We start from the raw sequence: 17359 nt of genomic DNA, 5'->3' as shown, positions 1-17359 counted from the left end.
ATGACGCATCGTTTCTCCTGGCTGCGATTTGCCGCAGCGGCCTGCGTCGCGGGCACGGTCTTTACGGCTGTGCCGGCGCACGCCGGCATCTTCGACGACGATCAGGCCCGCCAGGCCATTCTCGATCTGCGGGCGAAGACCGATAGTCTGTCGAGCCAGTTGTCGGCAGCACAGCGCACGATCCTCGATCAGTCCAACCGCCTCGACCAGTTGAATCAGCAGGTCGCAACGCTGCGCGGGCAGAACGAGGACATGGGCAATCAGCTCGCCACGCTGCAAAAACAGCAGAAGGACTACTACACCGACCTTGACACGCGCCTGAAGAAATTCGAGCCGCAGCAGCAAACGGTCGATGGTGTCCAGGGCGAAGTTCAGCCGGGCGAAACCGATGCGTTCAATGCGGCCTCACAGCAGTTCCGCAACGGCGACTTCAAGAACGCGGCGGCGTCGTTCCGTAGCTTCATCGCCAAGTTTCCGAGCAGTCCGTATCAGCCGACCGCGCAGTACTGGCTCGGCAATGCGCTGTATGCGCTGCGCGATTACAAGGGCTCGACGGCGACCTGGCAGGGTGTCGTGAAGAACTATCCGCAGCATCCGCGGGCGCCGGAGGCGTTGCTCGCGATTGCGAACAATCAGCTCGAGCAAGGCCAGAAGGCTGCGGCCAAGAAGACGCTTGAGCAGATCGTCGCGCAATACGGCGGCTCGGACGTCGCACAGTCCGCGCAGAGCAAGCTGTCGCAGATCAAGTAGGCGGTTTGGTGGTCGTCGCGTTGGCGTAGTTGATCGTTGAGCAGTTGAGTTTTTGCTTGAGTCGTTGCTTGAGTTGTCGCTTGAGTCGTCGGCTGTAACGCGCAGTGTCTGCAATGTGTCAGAAAGATAGTCACGCGCGCCTCTCGCTGGAAAGCCCAGGTCTCCACATCGGAAGCCCGGGCTTTTCACTATCCGGATTGCTTCGCACAGTCATTGGCGGATGCGCGGAATGGGTTGACAGCCCCTTCGGGCCATCGATATAATTTCGCTTCTCTTTTGGGTCGTTAGCTCAGCTGGTAGAGCAGCGGACTTTTAATCCGTTGGTCACAGGTTCGAATCCCGTACGGCCTACCAAAAGATTCAAGGGCTTACACGCGTCAGCGTCGTAAGCCCTTTTCTTTTTTGCGTCGCAGTTTCTCTGCTCGCTCCAGAAACGCCCAAGCCCGAACCCAAGTCCAAGCAAAGCCCAAAAAGCAGAAGCCTCCGCTCAACTCTCTGCACTTTTCCACAGCATCCCACGCCCGTTCACCAACGCAACTTCGCACATTCCGACAACGCTACGGACTCCGAACGTCAGCATTTATTGAGACATAAAGACGTGCAATGATCGCCGCAGTCTGACTCAGCCGCTGTCAAGCAGCGCAGGCAGACGCTCTCGCAACACCGCAACGTGCGGCGCTTTCATTCCATCGATATGACCAATTTTCTGTTCGATCTCGCCTCGAATCTTGCGTTGCTGGCAATCGTGCTGGTTGCATGCCATCTGTGTAATCGTCTGATACCGGGCGCTGCGCTAAACGGTTCGCGCGTCTTTGCCGCGCTCGTGTTCGCCGCGGTGCTGCTCGACGCGGCCCTCACCTTTCTCGTGTTCGCGGACGCCCGAACCCGTTATGGCCAGTTCAGCACGTCGACGGCGTTTTTTACGCGTAGCGCGGCGTACGCGCTCGCTGTCGTTGCCGCGTTTGTCTGGAGCAGTCGCAGCCGTCGCAACGTGCTCGCGAAAGCCGGCGCGGACAAAGCGCTCGTCATCCCGACATCGCCGTACACGGAATCTCATTTGCCGATGTGAACCGCCGCGTCCTTAACGTGTCGGCGGTCCCGCAAAATAAAAACGGCGTCGCGAAAAATCGCGACGCCGTTTGTTCATGCAGAAACCTTAGCGGGCTATCCGAGCGATGCCGGTTTAACTCGGCTTCGACGCGTTCTTGCGCGTCATCTTCCACAGCGCGCCGAGCACGACCGGCACAATCGCCGCGCCAATGCCGACCAGCACGATCACATTCAGGTATTGGCGGATGAACGGAATGTTGCCGAAGAAATAGCCGAGCAGTACGAGCAGCAACACCCAGAACAGCGCACCGGCGATATTGAAAAGCTGGAACCGGCTGACCGTCATCTCCGACGCACCGGCGACAAACGGCGCAAACGTGCGCACCACCGGAATGAAGCGCGCGAGCACGATCGTCTTGCCGCCGTGCTTTTCATAGAAGTCGTGCGTTTTCTGCAGCGCGCGCCGATCCAGGAAACGCTCGAGCATGGGAATGCGCGAGTTGAAAACCTTGGGACCGATCGATCGTCCGATCATGTAGTTGACGGTATTGCCGGTCGTTGCCGCGACGAACAGCAGCAGAATCAGCAAACCGAGATTCATCTGTCCAGCCGCGCAAAACGCGCCGCCGATGAACAGCAGCGAATCGCCCGGCAGAAACGGCAGAATCACAAGCCCCGTTTCGCAGAACACGATCAGGAAAAGGACCGCATAGACCCAGGCGCCGTACACGTGGATGAATTCCCCAAGGAACTTGTCGATGTGCAGCACGAGGTTGGCGAGATGTAGCAGCGTGTCCAAAAAGCGTCCTTTATCAAGCGAAAATGAGCGTGGCGGGAAAATCCGGCGGAGTTGTACTGGCGATCGCGGCAAGCGTCGCCGACCCCGCAAATTGACCGCGTCATGATACAGAAAGTGCCCGGTCGATCCTGGAAAATCTCCGGCACGTTTACGCCATTCCAGGACGGCCGCGCCGAATCGCTATAATTTCGCCATGTCCGAATTCCCCGAAACGCCCGCCCGCGCCGACGCCTCCGCCGCTGCTGCCAGCACACAGAGCACGCCGAGTGCGCCGGGCACGCCCGCGCCGCGGCCGCTGCGCGCGATCCAGCCGCTGCCCGATCAGCTTATCAGCCAGATTGCCGCCGGCGAGGTGGTCGAGCGGCCGGCATCGGTCGTGAAGGAGTTGCTGGAAAACGCACTCGACGCAGGCGCGCAGACGTTGCGCATCATGCTCGATGAAGGCGGCGTCAAACGTATTTCGATCACCGACGACGGCTGCGGCATTCCCGAGAACGAACTGGCGCTCGCGTTGATGCGCCACGCGACCAGCAAGATCCGCTCGCTCGCCGAACTCGAGGCAGTGGCCACGCTCGGGTTTCGCGGCGAGGCGCTCGCGTCGATTGCATCGGTCGCGCAAATGACGATCACGAGCCGCACGGCCGATGCGCCGCACGCGATGCGCGTCGATGCGCAAACGGGTGTGCTGAGCCCCGCCGCAGGCACGCAAGGCACCACGATCGAAGTGCGCGAGCTGTACTTCAACACGCCGGCGCGCCGCAAATTCCTGAAGAGCGAACAGACCGAACTCGGACATTGTCTCGAGCAGATTCGACGCGCCGCGCTGGCGCGTCCGGACGTCGCGATTTCGGTGCTGCATAACGGCAAGGCGGTCGAGCATTGGAACGCGAGCGAACCGCCGGTGCGGGTCGCGAAGATACTCGGCGAAACTTTCGCGACTGCTCATCTGCCGCTCGACGAGTCGGCCGGTCCGCTCGCCGTCTACGGTTGCGCGGGTCTTCCGACCGCGAGCCGCGGGCGCTCGGATCAGCAGTACTTCTTCGTCAATGGCCGTTTCGTGCGCGACAAGCTGCTCACGCACGCGGTGCGCGCCGCCTATGAAGACGTGCTGCACGGCGATCGTTATCCGTCGTATGTGCTGTTTCTCGATCTGCCGCCCGAAGCGGTCGACGTGAACGTGCATCCGTCGAAGATCGAAGTGCGCTTCCGCGATTCGCGCTCGATTCATCAGTTCGTTTTTCACGCGGTTCAGCGGGCGTTGGCGCGTCATGCGGGCGCGTCGCCCGAAACGACGGCGGGCGGGCATGCGGCGCATTTGCAGGCGTCCTCGGGCGGAGGGGTTTCGTTGGGGACGCCGGCGTTTGGGGCGTCGTCCTTTGGCACGTCGCCGTCTGGCGCGTCGCCCATTAGCGGGGCGGGGTTTGGCGCGTCAGCGTCAGCCGCAACCGGTGCAGGCGGCTTCGGTGGGAACGCATCGAGCGGCCCGGCAAGCAGCGGCTTCAACGCGTCGCAGCCCGGCAACACCTGGATGCGCCAGTCGCGCATGACGCAGGGCACGCTGCCCGTCGCGCAGCCGCTCGCTTTCTACGACGCGCTGTTCGGCCGCAAGGACAACAGCGGGGTCGCGCAGCAAGGCGCGACGCTTTTCGAAGCACGCGATTCCGCCGCCGAAGGCGCGTCGCCGTATAACGCGTCGGCGCCCTACGCCTCGCCCAGGTTCAATCCCGCCGACGATCAGCCACTCGGCTTCGCGCTCGGCCAGATTCACGGCATCTATGTGCTCGCGCAGAATGCGCACGGGCTCGTGATCGTCGATATGCACGCCGCGCACGAGCGCATTCTGTACGAGCAGTTCAAGAATGCGCTGGCCGATCGCACGATCGCCGTGCAGCCGCTTCTGATTCCGCAGACCATGCAGGCCGATGCGGTCGAAATCGGCACCGTCGATGAAGAGCGCGACACGCTCGATGCACTCGGCTTCGATCTCGCCGTGCTGTCGCCGACCACGCTCGCCATCCGTGCAGTGCCGGCGCTGCTGAAAGACGCCGATTTGCAGGCGCTGGCGCGCGCGGTGCTGTCCGATCTGCACGCGTACGGCGGCTCGCGTGTGTTGACCGAGCGTCAGCACGAACTGCTCGGCACGCTCGCATGCCATCACGCGGTGCGCGCGAACCGCCGCCTCACGCTCGATGAAATGAACGCGCTGCTGCGCCAGATGGAAGCGACCGAGCGCGCCGATCAATGCAATCACGGGCGTCCGACGTGGTATCAATTGACGCTGTCCGATCTCGATCGGCTGTTCATGCGCGGGCAGTGACGGTGGGGGGTTTGGTGCGCGTGGTGGGCTCGATGGTCTTGACGCGCGCGACGCCCGCGATGTTGTCGATGTTGTCGATGCGCCTGATGTTGTCGATGCGCCTGATGTTCTCGATGTGCTTTGTACGCTTTGTCCGCTCGATGGTCCTGATGCGCGCGACGCCCGCGATGTTCCCGATGCGCCTCATGCTCTTGATGCGCTCGATGTGCTTTGTGCGCTTGGTCCGCTCGACGGTCTTGATGCGCGTGACGCCCGCGAAGTTCTCGATGCGCCTCAACCCCTCGATGCTCTTGATGCCCGCGACGCGCTCGATGCCCTTGATGCCTTCGATGCCCTTGATGCCTTCGATGCTCTTGATGCCTTCGATGCTCTTGATGCCCGCGACGCGCTCGATGCCCTTGATGCCTTCCATGCTCTTGATGCCCTCGATGCTCTTGATGCCTTCGATGCTCTTGATGCCTTCGATGCGCCTGATGCCTTCGATGCGCCTGATGCCTTCGATGCGCCTGATGTTCTCAATGCGGCTGATGCGCTCGATGCGCTTAACGCCCTTCATGCCTTTGGCGCCCTCGATGCTCCCGACGCCCGCAACGCACCTGATGCGCTCCACGCACGCAACGGCCTTAATACCCTCCACGCCCCCAGCGCCCCATTCTCCCCCGCCGGCCCACCCATGACCGCCCGCCCCCCCACGCCCATCCCCTGCCTACTCGGCCCGACCGCCTCCGGCAAGACCGCGGCTGCTTTGGCATTAGCCACCCGTCACCCAATCGAAATCATCAGCGTCGATTCCGCGCTCGTCTATCGCGAGATGGACATCGGCACCGCAAAGCCGACCGCCGAAGAACGCGCGATCGCGCCGCATCATCTGATCGATATCGTCGACCCGGCCAACGCCTACTCAGCCGCCGAATTTCGCGCCGACGCGCTGCGCCTCACAGCCGAGATCCACGCGCGCGGCCGGTTGCCGCTGCTGGTGGGCGGAACGATGCTGTACTACAAGGCGCTCACGCAAGGGCTCAACGACTTGCCCGCCGCCGATCCCAACGTGCGCGCGCAACTGGACGCCGACGCCGCGCGCGACGGCTGGCCGGCGCTGCATGCGCGCCTCGCCGCCGTTGATGCCGCGACAGCCGCGCGCCTCGCACCCAACGACTCGCAGCGCATCCAGCGCGCGCTCGAGGTCTTCATGCTGACCGGCGAGACGATGTCGACGCTGCTGGCCGCGCCCGCGCGCACCGACGATGCCGCGGCCGATTGGCGCTTCGTGCCGATCGCGCTCGAGCCTTCCGACCGGAGCGTGCTGCACGCGCGCATCGAGCGGCGTTTCGACGCGATGCTGGAAAACGGTTTCGTCGATGAGGTGGTGAAGCTGCGGGAACGCGGCGATCTGTCGCCCGAGATGCCGTCGATGCGTTGCGTCGGCTACCGGCAAGTCTGGGAATATCTGGACGGCGCGGTCGACTATGCAACCATGCGCGACAAAGGCGTGTTCGCGACGCGGCAATTGTGCAAGCGGCAGCTCACATGGCTGCGCAGTATGGAGGAGCGCGTGGTGGTGGACTGCTGCGATCGAGAAGCAACGGCGCGCGTGCTAGAGGTGATTGAAGCGTTGACGTAAAGCGTCAAGCGTAAAGCGCGGGATATGAAGCAACGCCGCGAGGCGCGAAAAGCGTGAAAGCAAACCGGCGAAAGCAAACCGGCAAACGCAAGCCGGCAAATCACAGCCCGCGCGGCGCAATCCATCGCAACGCCGCGCGAACCACCGACCTTTTAAACCACAACCGTCTGCGCTTCACCCGCGGCGCTTTCGCGAATCACGCCGATCTTCCAGACCTGCTCGCCGGCCGCCGACAACAGACCGATCGCGGCATCCGCGTCCGCAGCGGACACGACGACTGCCATGCCGATCCCGCAATTGAACACGCGATGCATTTCCGCGTCCGCGACGCCGCCGTGCTTTTGCAGCCACGAGAACAGCGGCGGCAGCGGCCAGCCACGATGATCGAGTTCGGCCGTCAGACCTTCGCGCAAAACGCGCGGAATGTTTTCGACGAGCCCGCCGCCCGTGATGTGCGCCATGCCCTTCACGGCGATCTGCTGCATCAGCGCGAGGAGCGGCTTCACGTAGATATGCGTGGGCGCCATCAACGCGTCGGCGAGCGAACGGCCGTCGAAATCCGCGTTCAGATCGGGCTGCGCGCGCTCGATGATCTTGCGCACGAGCGAAAAACCATTCGAGTGGATGCCGCTCGAAGCGAGGCCCAGCACGACGTCGCCGGGGGCGATCGTGCTGCCGTCGATAATCTTGCTCTTTTCGACCGCGCCGACCGCGAAGCCCGCCAGATCGTATTCGCCGTCGGGATACATGCCCGGCATTTCAGCGGTTTCGCCGCCGATCAGCGCGCAGCCCGCCAGTTCGCAACCATAAGCGATGCCCTTGACCACGGTCGCCGCCGTGCCGACGTCCAGCTTGCCGCACGCGAAGTAGTCGAGGAAAAAGAGCGGCTCGGCGCCTTGCACGAGAATGTCGTTCACGCTCATCGCGACCAGATCCTGGCCCACGGTGTCGTGCTTGTTCAACTGAAACGCGAGGCGCAGCTTCGTGCCCACGCCGTCCGTGCCCGACACGAGCACGGGTTCCTTGTACCGCTTCGGCACCTCGAACAGCGCGCCGAATCCGCCGATGCCGCCCAGCACGCCGTCGCGCATCGTCTTTTTGGCAAAGGGCTTGATTGCGTCGACGAGAGCGTCGCCCGCGTCGATGTCCACGCCAGCGTCCCGATACGACAGACCTTGGGCCGAATCAGTGGAATTCGGGGCGGATTTCGGTTGATTCATGGGGGGAGCGCTCGAAGGTCGGTAAAATGCGATTTTACCCGATGCCGATCGAGAGTTGGCGCTTCAGCGCTTACTCCGGTCCCATAGAGAGTTGCCGGCCGGCTGGCTGGAATTTGATCATCCGGTTCCGACGACACCAGGGAAACAACTTTGCAACAGAATTCCTCGATACTGACTCCCGTGCAGCGCCGCGCCTTCATCTGGCTCGCCATTGCGCTCGGCGTCGGCATTCTGCTGTGGCTGCTGAGTCCGGTCCTCACACCCTTTCTGCTCGGCGCGATTCTCGCCTACATCCTGCAGCCCGGCGTCGCGTGGATGGTGCGCCGGCGCGTGCCGCGCGCACTCGCCGCCTTGCTGATGATGCTGCTTTTCACGTTGCTGATGACGCTGCTGGTGCTGCTCGTGTTCGCCGTCATCCAGAAGGAAGGGCCGCAGTTGCGGCAGCAGGTGCCGCAGCTCTTCGCGCATGTGAATGCGTGGCTGCAACCCAAGCTTGCGATGCTCGGCCTCGCCGATTCGCTCGACTTCGCGAGCGTGCGCGACATGGTGATGGGCCAGCTCGAAGGCAGTGCGCAGACGGTCGCGCGCTATGCGTGGACGTCGATCGTGACGAGCGGCAACGTCATGATGACCGTGGTCGGCAATCTCGTGATGGTGCCGCTCGTGCTGTTCTATCTGCTTTACGACTGGAACCGCATGCTGCTGCGCATGCAGAGCGTGGTGCCGCGGCGCTGGCTCGACAAGACGCTGCAACTCGCGCGCGACATGGATCAGATGCTGTCGCAATACCTGCGCGGCCAGTTGCTCGTGATGGGCGTGCTCGCCGTGTTCTACGCGGCCGCGCTCAGCATCGCCGGCTTCGAGATTGCGTTGCCCGTGGGCATTTTCACGGGGCTCGCCGTGTTCATTCCGTATATCGGCTTCGCGACCGGTCTTGCGCTTGCGCTGCTCGCGGCGCTGCTGCAGTTCGGCAACTGGTACGGCTTCGGCGCGGTCGCGCTGATTTACGGCGTCGGGCAGATCGTGGAAAGCTTTTATCTCACGCCGCGTCTCGTCGGCGAGCGAATCGGCCTGCACCCGCTCGCGGTTATCTTCGCGCTGCTCGCGTTCGGGCAGTTGTTCGGCTTTTTCGGCGTGCTGCTCGCGCTGCCGGTCAGCGCGATTCTGTCGGTGGCGATGCGCGAGTTGCGGCAAAGCTATCTGCAAAGCACGCTCTATAACAATTGATGTTCTGCTCCGGCGTCCCGGCTCAGCGGGACACTTCGCGGCTTCAGCCTTACTTTCGGCATTAACCTACTGTGCTTCGTCAACTGACGCTCGATCTCGGCACGCCGCCGCCATCGACATTCGACAATTTTTTCGCCGGCGCGAACGCCGAGCTCGTCACGCGCCTGCGTGAGCTCGATAGCGCGCTCGCCGCCGGGCCGGTCGCCGATCGCACGTTCTACATCTGGGGCGAAGCGGGCAGCGGCCGCACACATCTGCTGCAAGCACTCGTGCACGAAGCGCCGCGCGGACATGCGCGCTTCGCCGGTCCGCAAAGCAGCCTCGCCGCGTTCAGTTTCGATCCGCGCGTCGCGCTGTATGCAATCGACGATTGCGACGGCCTCTCCGCCGCGCAGCAGGTCGCCGTGTTCAATCTCTTCAACGAAGTGCGCGCGCATCCGACCAGCGCGCTCGTCGCCACCGGCAACGCGCCGCCGATCGGCATGACGGTGCGCGAAGATCTGCGCACGCGGCTCGGCTGGGGCCTCGTGTTCCATCTCGCGCCCTTGCCCGACGAAGGCAAAGCCGCCGTGCTGAAGCATGCGGCCCGCGAGCGCGGCATCATGCTCGCCGACGACGTGCCCGCCTATCTGCTCACGCACTTTCGCCGCGACATGCCGAGCCTGATGGCGCTGCTCGACGCGCTCGACCGCTTCTCGCTCGAACAGAAGCGCGCGGTCACGCTGCCGCTGTTGCGCACGATGCTGGCTTCGCCCGGCCAGGACGGCCCCGCCGCGTCGTCCGCCGCTTCAAGTAAAATAGACCCCCATGGCTAATCTCGCACTCTTCGACCTCGATCACACGCTCATTCCCACCGACAGCGACCACGAATGGGGCCGCTTCATGGTGAAACACGGCATGGTCGACGCCGAAAACTTCGCCCGTGACAACGACCGCTTTTACGCCGACTACAAGGCCGGCAAGCTCGACATTCACGCGTATCTGATCGCCATGCTCACGCCGCTCGCCAAGTACACGCGCGCGCAGCTCGCGGACTTTCACGCGCAGTACATGCATGAAGTGATCACGCCGGCCATCCTTCCGGCGGCGGTCGAACTGGTCAAGCGGCATCGCGAAGCGGGCGACCTGTGCTGCGTGGTCACCGCCACCAACGAATTCATCACCCGTCCCATCGCGAGCGCGTTCGGCGTCGACACGCTGATCGCCTGCGAAGCGGAAACCGTCGACGGCCAGCCGCATTCGGCCTACACGGGCCGCCCGACCGGCACGCCGAGCTACAAGGAAGGCAAGATCGTGCGCACCGAGGCATGGCTCGCATCGCTCGGCAAAAGCTGGAGCGACTTCGAGCACAGCTATTTCTACAGCGATTCGCACAACGACATTCCGCTGCTCGAAAAGGTCACCGACCCAATCGCGACCAATCCGGACGACACATTGCGTGCTCATGCACAAGCCAAGGGCTGGCGCATCCTCGAACTCTTTCAACCCCAGTGATCAAAAAACTCATTCGCAAGCTATTCGGCCAGGACACAGCATCCGCCGACGACACGCTGCCGGCTGAAGCCGACGCAGACGAAACCGGCAGCGCACCGGCACACCATGCACAAGGCGCCGCGGGCGCGGGCCGCGCGCGCCGCAAGCCGGCTCGCGGCGGCGCGTCCACCAAACCACAGGTGCCGGACCCCGACGTGCCGGTCATCATTCCGCACGACGTGCACGGCATCGACCCCACGCTGATCTCGCGCAACGCGATTCGCGTGACCGAAGGGCTGCAGCAGGCGGGGCACCGGGCGTTTATCGTCGGCGGCGCGGTGCGCGATCTGCTGCTCGGCATCAAGCCGAAAGATTTCGACGTCGCGACCGACGCCACGCCCGAGCAGGTGCAGAAGCTGTTTCGCCGTGCGCGCATCATCGGCCGCCGGTTTCAGATCGTGCATGTGCAGTTCGGCCAGGAAATCATCGAAACGTCGACGTTCCGCGCGCTGGTCGATCCGCCCGCCGCTGACGCTGCGCCGCCGCGGCGCCTGAAGCGCGACGAGCTCGATCGCCGCACGCACGCGGTGGACGCGAGCGGCCGCGTGCTGCGCGACAACGTGTGGGGCGAGCAGCACGAAGACGCCACGCGCCGCGACTTCACGATCAACGCGATGTACTACGATCCGGCCACGGAGACCGTGCTGGATTATCACAACGGCATGGCCGACGTGCGCGCGCGTCTGTTGCGCATGATCGGCGATCCGGCCACGCGTTATCGCGAAGATCCGGTGCGCATGCTGCGCGTCGTGCGTTTCGCGGCCAAGCTCGACTTCGAGATCGAAGACGCGACGCGCGACCCGATCGCGAAAATGGCCGATCTCATCAACAACGTGCCGGCCGCGCGTCTCTTCGACGAGATGCTGAAGCTCATGCTGTCCGGTCACGCGCTCGCCTGTCTGAAGCGCTTGCGCCAGGAAGGCCTGCATCACGGACTGTTGCCCTTGCTCGACGTCGTGCTCGAGCAGCCGACCGGCGAAAAATTCATCACGCTCGCGCTCAACAATACCGACGCACGCGTGCGCGCCGGCAAACCGGTGTCGCCGGGTTTTCTGTTTGCAACACTTTTGTGGCACGACGTGCAGCAGCGCTGGCAGAAATTCGAAGCGAACGGCGAGTATCCGGTGCCCGCGCTGCATCGCGCGATGGACGAAGTGCTCGACATGCAGACCGAGAAACTCGCTATCCACAAGCGTTTTTCGTCCGATATGCGCGAGATCTGGGGCTTGCAGCTGCGCCTCGAAAAACGTTCGGGAAGAAGCGCGCTGAAGCTGCTGGAACACCAAAGATTTAGAGCGGGGTATGATTTCCTCCTGTTGCGCTGCGAATCGGGCGAACTCGACGAGTCGGTCGGAGCGTGGTGGACGGAGTTCATCGAAGGAGACATCGCGGCGCGTGAGGCATTGCTCACGCAAGGCGGGAAGGACCGAAGCCCCAGAAAACGACGGCGGCGCGGCGGTGGCGCCAGAAACCGCAAACCGGGCGACGGAATGGAGGGCGGCACGCCAGCCGAACGCACAGACGCCGAAGCGGGCCACGACAGCCCGCACGAAGACTGAAGCAGCGTTCGCTAACGCAGCGCTGGTTCATGCAGCGTCGGCTGAAGCCGTCGAACGATAGTTGCAGGAAGTTATGCCATGACGGTTGCTTATCTCGGCCTCGGCGCGAATCTCGGGGACGCGCGCCAGACCCTGAAAGACGCGGTGGTGTGCCTCGCACAACAGCACACCATCACCGTGCTCGCCAAGTCGAGCCTGTATCGCACTGCCCCGATCGACGCGGGCGGTGACGACTATTTCAACTGTGTCGTGAAGATCGACACGACGCTCCCCGTGCGGCATCTGCTTGCGCTGTGCCACAAGATCGAGCATCAGTTCGGCCGTGAACGGCCCTTTCGCAATGCACCGCGCACGCTCGATCTGGACATCCTGCTCTTCGGCGATCAATCCATCGACGAAGCCGATCTGATCGTTCCGCATCCCCGTCTTGTCGAACGCGCGTTTGCGCTGGTTCCGCTCGTCGAGATCGACGCCGCGCTGATCATTCCGCGGCATGGCCGCGCTGACGCGCTGCTCGACGGCGTGCGCGAACAACGCATCGAGAAGGTCAAAGGGCCTTGCCAGTGCCCGACGCTCAACGCACTCAACGCCGGCAAAGGCCGCTGCGAATGAATTCACCGCCACTCACCGTCACCGCGCCGCAATTGCGGCCTCCGTTCGGCTATCTTGCGATCGAAGGGCCGATCGGCGTCGGCAAGACATCGCTCGCGCGGCGTCTCGCGCAACGCTGGTCGATGCAGGAATTGTTCGAGCGGCCCGAAGACAATCCCTTCCTCGAACGCTTTTATCGCGACACCACGCGTTATGCGTTGCCCGCGCAATTGCATTTCGCGTTGCAACGCGCGCAGCAGGCGCAGGACGTGAACGCGGTGCAACTGGCCGGCACGCCGCTTATCGCCGATTTCATGACGCAGAAGAACGACATCTTCGCGCGTCTCACGCTGCAGGAAGACGAGTGGCATTTGTACCGCGCGCTCGCCGCGCGCCTCGAAGTGAGCGCGCCGGCGCCGGACTTCGTCGTGTATTTGCAGGCGAGTCCCGAGGTGCTGTTCTCGCGCATCCAGAAGCGCGCGGTGCCTATGGAATTGCAGATTTCCGACGCCTATCTGCATGCGCTCTGCGACGCGTATAACGAGTTCTTCTATCACTACGACCGCACGCCGGTGCTGACGGTCAACGCCGAACATCTGAATCCGCTCGACTCCGACGCGGACCTTGCGCTGCTCGCCGAACGCATCGAAACCATGCGCGGCCGCAAGGAATTCTTTGTCAAAGGCACGTCGCTTTAAGCGGCGCGCGCCCCTCTTTCAACGGATCGACCCATGACCTATTTGCAGGAAGCGAGCCGGAACGCGATCACCGTGCCGAAACTGCAGGCAATGCGCGATGCGGGCGAGAAGATCGCCATGCTCACCTGTTACGACGCGAGCTTTGCGGCGCTGCTCGATCGCGCGGGCGTCGACGTTTTGCTGATCGGCGATTCGCTCGGCAACGTGCTGCAAGGGCAGACCACGACGCTGCCGGTGTCGCTCGCCGATATTGCGTATCACACGGCCAGTGTGGCGCGTGCCCGGCCGTCGGCGTTGATCGTCGCCGACTTGCCGTTCGGCACTTACGGCACGGCGGAACAGGCGTATCGAAGCTCCGTCGAACTGATGCGCGCCGGCGCGCAGATGGTGAAGCTGGAAGGCGGCGAGTGGCTTGCCGACACCGTGCGCTTTCTGGTCGAGCGCTCGATTCCGGTGTGCGCGCATGTTGGACTGACGCCGCAGTCGGTGCATGCGTTCGGCGGCTTCAAGGTGCAAGGCAAGACCGAGGAAGGCGCGAACCAGTTGCTGCGCGATTCACTCGCGATGCAAGCGGCGGGCGCGCAGCTCATCGTGATGGAAGCCATTCCGACGCTGCTCGCAAGCGAAGTCACGAAGCAGTTGCGTATTCCGACGATCGGCATTGGCGCCGGGCTCGATTGCTCAGGTCAGGTGCTGGTGTTGCATGACATGCTGGGGATTTTTCCCGGCAAGCGACCGCGCTTCGTGAAGGATTTCATGCAGGGCCAGCCGAGTATTCTCGCGGCGGTTGAAGCCTATGTGCGTGCGGTGAAGGATGGGGCGTTTCCTGGGCCTGAGCATACGTTTTGAGGGTTTGGGTGGCGCGGGATTAGCACCGCTCTAACGGATAACCCGCGCCGGCAGCGCTCCGCGCAGCGCATTGCAGATCATCAGCGCTTCGGCGTTCAACACATCCGCCTGCGTCAGCACTCTTTCTTTCGCCTGCAAGCTCGCGTCGTCCTCGAGCAGCACGCTTCGCATCACGCCCGGCAACACGCCGGACTCGAGCGGCGGCGTCCACCACTTGTCCGCCAGCTTCACGAACACGTTCGACCGCCCGCCTTCCGTCAACTCGCCTCGTTCGTTGAAGAACAGCGTGTCGAACGCGCCTTTCGCCTCGGCCTCGCGCCAGCCGCGGTCATACTCGGCGCGGCGCGTGGTCTTGTGGTGCAACAGCGGATCGCCGGATTGCATCGTCGGGAAGCCGTGATCTGTTGCGAGCAGCACGCCGACCGTCGAGTCGGCCAACGGCGTCAGGATCGCCGCCGTGATCTGCGTTGCGCCATTCTTGCCTAGTGCGAGACGCATGCGATGCGCAGTCTTTGCAGGCAACGCCGCGCACTGTTCCGCAATCTGTGCGCGCACGGCTTCGGCATCGAATGGAAAACCCAACGCTGCCGCACTTGCCGAGAGTCTCGCGAGATGCCGCGGCAGATAACGCACGCCATCTTCGCGCGTCGCGTGCATGGTTTCGAACAGTTCGAATCCCGGCTCGGCGCCGGTCAGAAAGCGCGCTTTCAATCGACACTCCGCGTATTCGTCGTCGGCGACGCTGTCGAGCACGATGCCCGCGCCGATGCCCATCGTGCCGCGCAACGAGCCTGCTTGCGCCGACGGCTTCAACGTCAGCGTGCGAATGGCGACCGACATGCAGAAGTCGCCGCACGCATTTCCACCCGAGCCCGCCGGTTCCGACGCGGCCGCGTCCAGCCAGCCGATCGCGCCGGTATAGAGTCCGCGCGGCGTGCTCTCGAGTTCGTCGATCAACTGCATCGTGCGATGCTTCGGCGCGCCGGTGATCGAGCCGCAAGGAAACAGCGCGCGCAGTATGCCGGCGAACGACGTGCCGGGCCGCAAAGCGGCCTCCACCGTCGACGTCATCTGCCAGACCGACGCATATGGCTCGACCGAAAAGAGCGCCGGCACCTTGACCGAGCCCGTCTGCGCGACACGCGACAAATCGTTGCGCAACAGATCGACGATCATCACGTTCTCGGCGCGATTCTTCGGATCGCTGCCGAGGAATTCAGCGGCGCCGCGATCCGTTGCCGGATCGTCAGAGCGCGGCGCCGTGCCTTTCATCGGACGGGCGCGCAACGTAGCGCCCTGCTTCTCAACGAACAGCTCGGGCGAACACGACAGCACCCACGCGCCGCCCGGCAGTGCGATCAACGCGCCGTAGCGGACCGGCTGCCGCGCCCTCAACCGCCGATACAGCGCGACGGGCGAGCCGAACACGTCGAAGCCAAGACGGTATGTGTAGTTGACCTGATACGAATCGCCGGCGTGCAGCGCGCTGTGAATCACGCCGATCGCCGCGTTGAACTCCTCGGGCTCGACGCTCTCGCGCACGTTCGCCGTGCCCGCCACCGACGGCTCAGCGAGACCGCCGTCTTCGTTCACGAGCCACGCGTCGACTTCATCGCGCGACAGTTTTTCGCAACGTTCGAACAATAAAAAACGCAGCGTGGCATCGCCATGCTGCGTCTTGAACGACGGACCCGATTCCCCGTCGAGAAGATGCCGGCCGAATTCATAGTCGGCGAGTACGACGGCATGCAGACCGAGCCGCGCGTCCGCTGCCGCGGCTTCGCACACGGCTTCGAGCTGCGCGGCGTTCGCGCACACGCGCTCATGCACGAAGCGCGTGTAGAGACGGCTTGAGCGGCGCGCCGCCGACGCGTCGCAATCATCGAGCAATGCAAACACTGCGCCGCGCTCATCTGCCGTCATGCTGACCGCCAACCTCAAACCGCCATTAATCGAAGAAGCTCTTCACCCGGTCGAACCAGCTCTTGCTTTGCGGGCTATGCCGCGCGCCGCCTTCCACCAAAGCCTTCTCGAATTGCTTCAGCAGATCGCGCTGCGGTTCGGTGAGCTTGACCGGCGTTTCGACCTGCACATGCACGTACAGGTCGCCGGGAATGCTCGAACGCAGGCCCTTGATGCCCTTGCCGCGCAACCGGAACGTCTTGCCCGACTGCGTGCCTTCGGGCACCGTGAAGCTCGCGCGGCCGGCAAGCGTCGGCACTTCGATCTCGCCGCCCAATGCTGCCGTGGTGAACGGAATCGGCATCTGGCAATGCAGATCGTCGCCGTCGCGCTCGAACACCGAGTGCTGCTTGATGTGAATCTCGACGTACAGATCGCCCGACGGTCCGCCGTTGATGCCCGGTTCGCCGTTGCCGGCGGAACGGATGCGCATGCCGTCGTCGATACCTGCCGGAATCTTCACTTCGAGCGTCTTGGTTTCCTTCACCTTGCCCGCGCCGTGGCAGTGACCGCAAGGCTCGGGAATATAGGTGCCGGTGCCGTGACACTTCGGACACGTTTGCTGAATGCTGAAGAAGCCTTGCGACATGCGCACCGCGCCCGAACCGCTACACGTCGGACAGGTTTCCGGCTTCGTGCCGGGTTTCGCGCCCGAGCCGTGACAGACTTCGCACGAGACCCAGCTCGGCACGCGAATCTGCGTTTCGTAGCCGTGCGCCGCCTGCTCGAGCGTGATTTCCATGCTGTAGCGCAAGTCGGCGCCGCGATACACCTGCGGGCCCGCACGGCCACCGCCGCGCGCGGCGCCCCCGGCCGCCTGGCCGAAGATGTCGCCGAAAATATCGCCGAACGCATCGGCAAAACCGCCGAAGCCTTGCGCGCCGGCTCCGCCCATGTTCGGATCGACGCCCGCGTGACCATACTGGTCATACGCGGCGCGCTTTTGCGAGTCCGAGAGCATTTCGTAGGCTTCCTTCACCTCCTTGAAATGCTCTTCCGCATCCTTGTTGCCCGGATTGCGGTCGGGGTGATGCTTCATCGCCAGCTTGCGATAAGCCTTCTTGATTTCGTCGTCGCTCGCGTTCTTTGCGACGCCCAGAACCTCGTAGTAATCCCGTTTCGCCATATCGGTTCAACGCCCCTCGCGCAATGCCGCGCGGTGGCTCCTCTTGAATGCTGGAGT

At 63.5% G+C, this 17359-nt stretch carries 16 protein-coding genes and 1 tRNA gene; 12 read left to right on the top strand and 5 right to left on the bottom strand.

What is annotated here, in order from left to right:
• The 3 genes from ybgF (at position 1) to AB6809_RS24400 (ending at position 1819) form a co-directional block, all read left to right on the top strand.
• A complete protein-coding gene (gene ybgF, locus AB6809_RS24410) occupies positions 1-750 on the top strand; it encodes a tol-pal system protein YbgF (protein ID WP_029970412.1) in 750 nt (249 codons plus the stop codon).
• Between the two features lie 278 nt (positions 751-1028).
• Positions 1029-1104: transfer RNA gene (locus AB6809_RS24405), tRNA-Lys, on the top strand.
• Between the two features lie 340 nt (positions 1105-1444).
• Positions 1445-1819 (top strand): hypothetical protein, encoded by a 375-nt coding sequence (locus AB6809_RS24400; RefSeq protein ID WP_307251783.1) that lies wholly within the window; start codon positions 1445-1447, stop codon positions 1817-1819.
• A 114-nt stretch (positions 1820-1933) separates the two neighbouring features.
• Here the strand turns inward: AB6809_RS24400 and AB6809_RS24395 are convergent, their stop codons facing one another.
• The gene (locus AB6809_RS24395; RefSeq protein WP_006047867.1) at positions 1934-2599 is read right to left on the bottom strand and encodes a VTT domain-containing protein; all 666 of its coding nucleotides are present in this window, start codon (positions 2597-2599) and stop codon (positions 1934-1936) included.
• A 193-nt stretch (positions 2600-2792) separates the two neighbouring features.
• Between AB6809_RS24395 and mutL the strand changes: the two genes are divergently transcribed.
• Entirely contained in the window at positions 2793-4916 is a 2124-nt protein-coding gene (mutL, locus tag AB6809_RS24390) for a DNA mismatch repair endonuclease MutL (RefSeq protein ID WP_171800389.1), read from the top strand.
• Here mutL and AB6809_RS24385 read toward each other — a convergent pair.
• The gene (locus AB6809_RS24385; RefSeq protein ID WP_307251779.1) at positions 4900-5472 is read right to left on the bottom strand and encodes a hypothetical protein; all 573 of its coding nucleotides are present in this window, start codon (positions 5470-5472) and stop codon (positions 4900-4902) included. The genes mutL and AB6809_RS24385 overlap by 17 nt on opposite strands.
• Positions 5473-5589: 117 nt before the next feature.
• Between AB6809_RS24385 and miaA the strand changes: the two genes are divergently transcribed.
• Entirely contained in the window at positions 5590-6537 is a 948-nt protein-coding gene (miaA, locus tag AB6809_RS24380; protein WP_171800387.1) for a tRNA (adenosine(37)-N6)-dimethylallyltransferase MiaA, read from the top strand.
• Positions 6538-6689: 152 nt separating this feature from the next.
• Here the strand turns inward: miaA and purM are convergent, their stop codons facing one another.
• Positions 6690-7757, bottom strand: a complete 1068-nt coding sequence (gene purM, locus AB6809_RS24375) for a phosphoribosylformylglycinamidine cyclo-ligase (protein ID WP_006047871.1) — start codon at positions 7755-7757, stop codon at positions 6690-6692.
• A gap of 150 nt (positions 7758-7907) precedes the next feature.
• Between purM and AB6809_RS24370 the strand changes: the two genes are divergently transcribed.
• The 7 genes from AB6809_RS24370 (at position 7908) to panB (ending at position 14214) form a co-directional block, all read left to right on the top strand.
• The gene (locus AB6809_RS24370; RefSeq protein ID WP_006047872.1) at positions 7908-8984 is read left to right on the top strand and encodes an AI-2E family transporter; all 1077 of its coding nucleotides are present in this window, start codon (positions 7908-7910) and stop codon (positions 8982-8984) included.
• Positions 8985-9055: 71 nt separating this feature from the next.
• On the top strand, positions 9056-9799 hold the full coding sequence (gene hda, locus AB6809_RS24365; protein ID WP_029970417.1) for a DnaA regulatory inactivator Hda: 744 nt from the start codon (positions 9056-9058) through the stop codon (positions 9797-9799).
• Positions 9792-10478 (top strand): HAD family phosphatase, encoded by a 687-nt coding sequence (locus tag AB6809_RS24360; protein ID WP_006047874.1) that lies wholly within the window; start codon positions 9792-9794, stop codon positions 10476-10478. The genes hda and AB6809_RS24360 overlap by 8 nt, the downstream gene beginning before the upstream one ends.
• The gene (gene pcnB, locus AB6809_RS24355) at positions 10475-12076 is read left to right on the top strand and encodes a polynucleotide adenylyltransferase PcnB (protein ID WP_006047875.1); all 1602 of its coding nucleotides are present in this window, start codon (positions 10475-10477) and stop codon (positions 12074-12076) included. Before AB6809_RS24360 ends, pcnB begins: the two co-directional genes overlap by 4 nt.
• A gap of 78 nt (positions 12077-12154) precedes the next feature.
• Positions 12155-12688: a 2-amino-4-hydroxy-6-hydroxymethyldihydropteridine diphosphokinase gene (gene folK / locus AB6809_RS24350; protein ID WP_006047876.1), complete on the top strand. Its 534-nt coding sequence runs from the start codon at positions 12155-12157 to the stop codon at positions 12686-12688.
• A complete protein-coding gene (locus AB6809_RS24345) occupies positions 12685-13365 on the top strand; it encodes a deoxynucleoside kinase (protein WP_053857538.1) in 681 nt (226 codons plus the stop codon). The genes folK and AB6809_RS24345 overlap by 4 nt, the downstream gene beginning before the upstream one ends.
• 33 nt (positions 13366-13398) lie before the next feature.
• Positions 13399-14214 carry a 3-methyl-2-oxobutanoate hydroxymethyltransferase gene (gene panB / locus AB6809_RS24340; RefSeq protein ID WP_053857537.1) on the top strand — a complete coding sequence of 272 codons (816 nt, stop codon included), beginning with the start codon at positions 13399-13401 and terminating at the stop codon, positions 14212-14214.
• A gap of 30 nt (positions 14215-14244) precedes the next feature.
• Here panB and pabB read toward each other — a convergent pair whose 3' ends face one another.
• Together pabB and dnaJ are read right to left on the bottom strand one after the other, a co-directional pair.
• The gene (gene pabB, locus AB6809_RS24335; RefSeq protein ID WP_310029826.1) at positions 14245-16137 is read right to left on the bottom strand and encodes an aminodeoxychorismate synthase component I; all 1893 of its coding nucleotides are present in this window, start codon (positions 16135-16137) and stop codon (positions 14245-14247) included.
• 25 nt (positions 16138-16162) lie between these two features.
• Positions 16163-17302 (bottom strand): molecular chaperone DnaJ, encoded by a 1140-nt coding sequence (gene dnaJ, locus AB6809_RS24330; protein ID WP_006047880.1) that lies wholly within the window; start codon positions 17300-17302, stop codon positions 16163-16165.
• Between the last annotated feature and the right edge of the window lie 57 nt (positions 17303-17359).

The sequence above is a fragment of the Paraburkholderia sp. RCC_158 genome (assembly GCF_041355255.1).
Lineage (GTDB): Bacteria > Pseudomonadota > Gammaproteobacteria > Burkholderiales > Burkholderiaceae > Paraburkholderia > Paraburkholderia graminis.
This window is presented reverse-complemented; position numbering and strand designations above follow the sequence as displayed.

Bases quoted from the DNA above. Each gene is read 5' to 3' on its own strand.
- dnaJ (WP_006047880.1), bottom strand. From the start codon at position 17,302: ATGGCGAAACGGGATTACTACGAGGTTCTGGGCGTCGCAAAGAACGCG.
- panB (WP_053857537.1), top strand. From the start codon at position 13,399: ATGACCTATTTGCAGGAAGCGAGCCGGAACGCGATCACCGTGCCGAAA.
- ybgF (WP_029970412.1), top strand. From the start codon at position 1: ATGACGCATCGTTTCTCCTGGCTGCGATTTGCCGCAGCGGCCTGCGTC.
- AB6809_RS24385 (WP_307251779.1), bottom strand. From the start codon at position 5,472: ATGAAGGGCGTTAAGCGCATCGAGCGCATCAGCCGCATTGAGAACATC.
- pabB (WP_310029826.1), bottom strand. From the start codon at position 16,137: ATGACGGCAGATGAGCGCGGCGCAGTGTTTGCATTGCTCGATGATTGC.
- folK (WP_006047876.1), top strand. From the start codon at position 12,155: ATGACGGTTGCTTATCTCGGCCTCGGCGCGAATCTCGGGGACGCGCGC.
- mutL (WP_171800389.1), top strand. From the start codon at position 2,793: ATGTCCGAATTCCCCGAAACGCCCGCCCGCGCCGACGCCTCCGCCGCT.
- AB6809_RS24345 (WP_053857538.1), top strand. From the start codon at position 12,685: ATGAATTCACCGCCACTCACCGTCACCGCGCCGCAATTGCGGCCTCCG.
- AB6809_RS24400 (WP_307251783.1), top strand. From the start codon at position 1,445: ATGACCAATTTTCTGTTCGATCTCGCCTCGAATCTTGCGTTGCTGGCA.
- purM (WP_006047871.1), bottom strand. From the start codon at position 7,757: ATGAATCAACCGAAATCCGCCCCGAATTCCACTGATTCGGCCCAAGGT.
- miaA (WP_171800387.1), top strand. From the start codon at position 5,590: ATGACCGCCCGCCCCCCCACGCCCATCCCCTGCCTACTCGGCCCGACC.
- AB6809_RS24360 (WP_006047874.1), top strand. From the start codon at position 9,792: ATGGCTAATCTCGCACTCTTCGACCTCGATCACACGCTCATTCCCACC.